The sequence below is a fragment of the Candidatus Symbiopectobacterium sp. NZEC135 genome (assembly GCF_025962695.1).
In genome coordinates this window covers 1-532 of record NZ_JAGFPF010001474.1, presented here as the reverse complement: position 1 = coordinate 532, position 532 = coordinate 1, and the positions used below count along the sequence as shown (strand labels likewise).

Sequence of the window (532 nt, the reverse complement as noted above, 5' to 3'; positions counted from 1 at the left end):
AAGAAATTGAATGAAAAACGCCCGCGATTGCGGGCGTTTTTTTATGAACCGTTTGGTCTTTTTTTCGAAACGGTAGCTGTCGTTTAGATTTCCCAATCGTGGTTATACACTTTGGGTTTGAACTGGATAACATCGCCACGTTTCAAGCCGTTGAGGTTGATATCATCCTGTGCCACTTCGGCTTCGATCAGTTCGGGTTCACCTTCAACTTTCAGCGACAGACGGGTCAATGCCCCCAATGGACGAATATCTCGCACTACCACCGGCTGAAACCCTTCTCGCGCTTCGGAAGCGATCGCCACTTCATGAGGGCGGAACAGGATAGGTTTCTCACTGTGCGCCACTTTCAGGCGATTACTGTCACCCAGGAAGTGATAGACAAACTCACTGGCCGGGTGGTTATACACCTCAGCAGGCGAGCCAATCTGCTCGATAACCCCTTTATTCATCAGCACAATACGGTCAGCAACTTCCATCGCCTCTTCCTGATCGTGCGTCACAAACACCGATGTCAGGTTGATGTTCTCGTGTA

The 532-nt window shown here is 49.6% G+C and carries 1 protein-coding gene; it reads right to left on the bottom strand.

The window, feature by feature from the left end; all coding sequences use genetic code 11:
• Positions 1–83: 83 nt before the first annotated feature.
• The coding region (locus J5224_RS34900) for a TOBE-like domain-containing protein (protein WP_264629375.1) at positions 84–532 on the bottom strand (449 nt) is incomplete at its 5' end.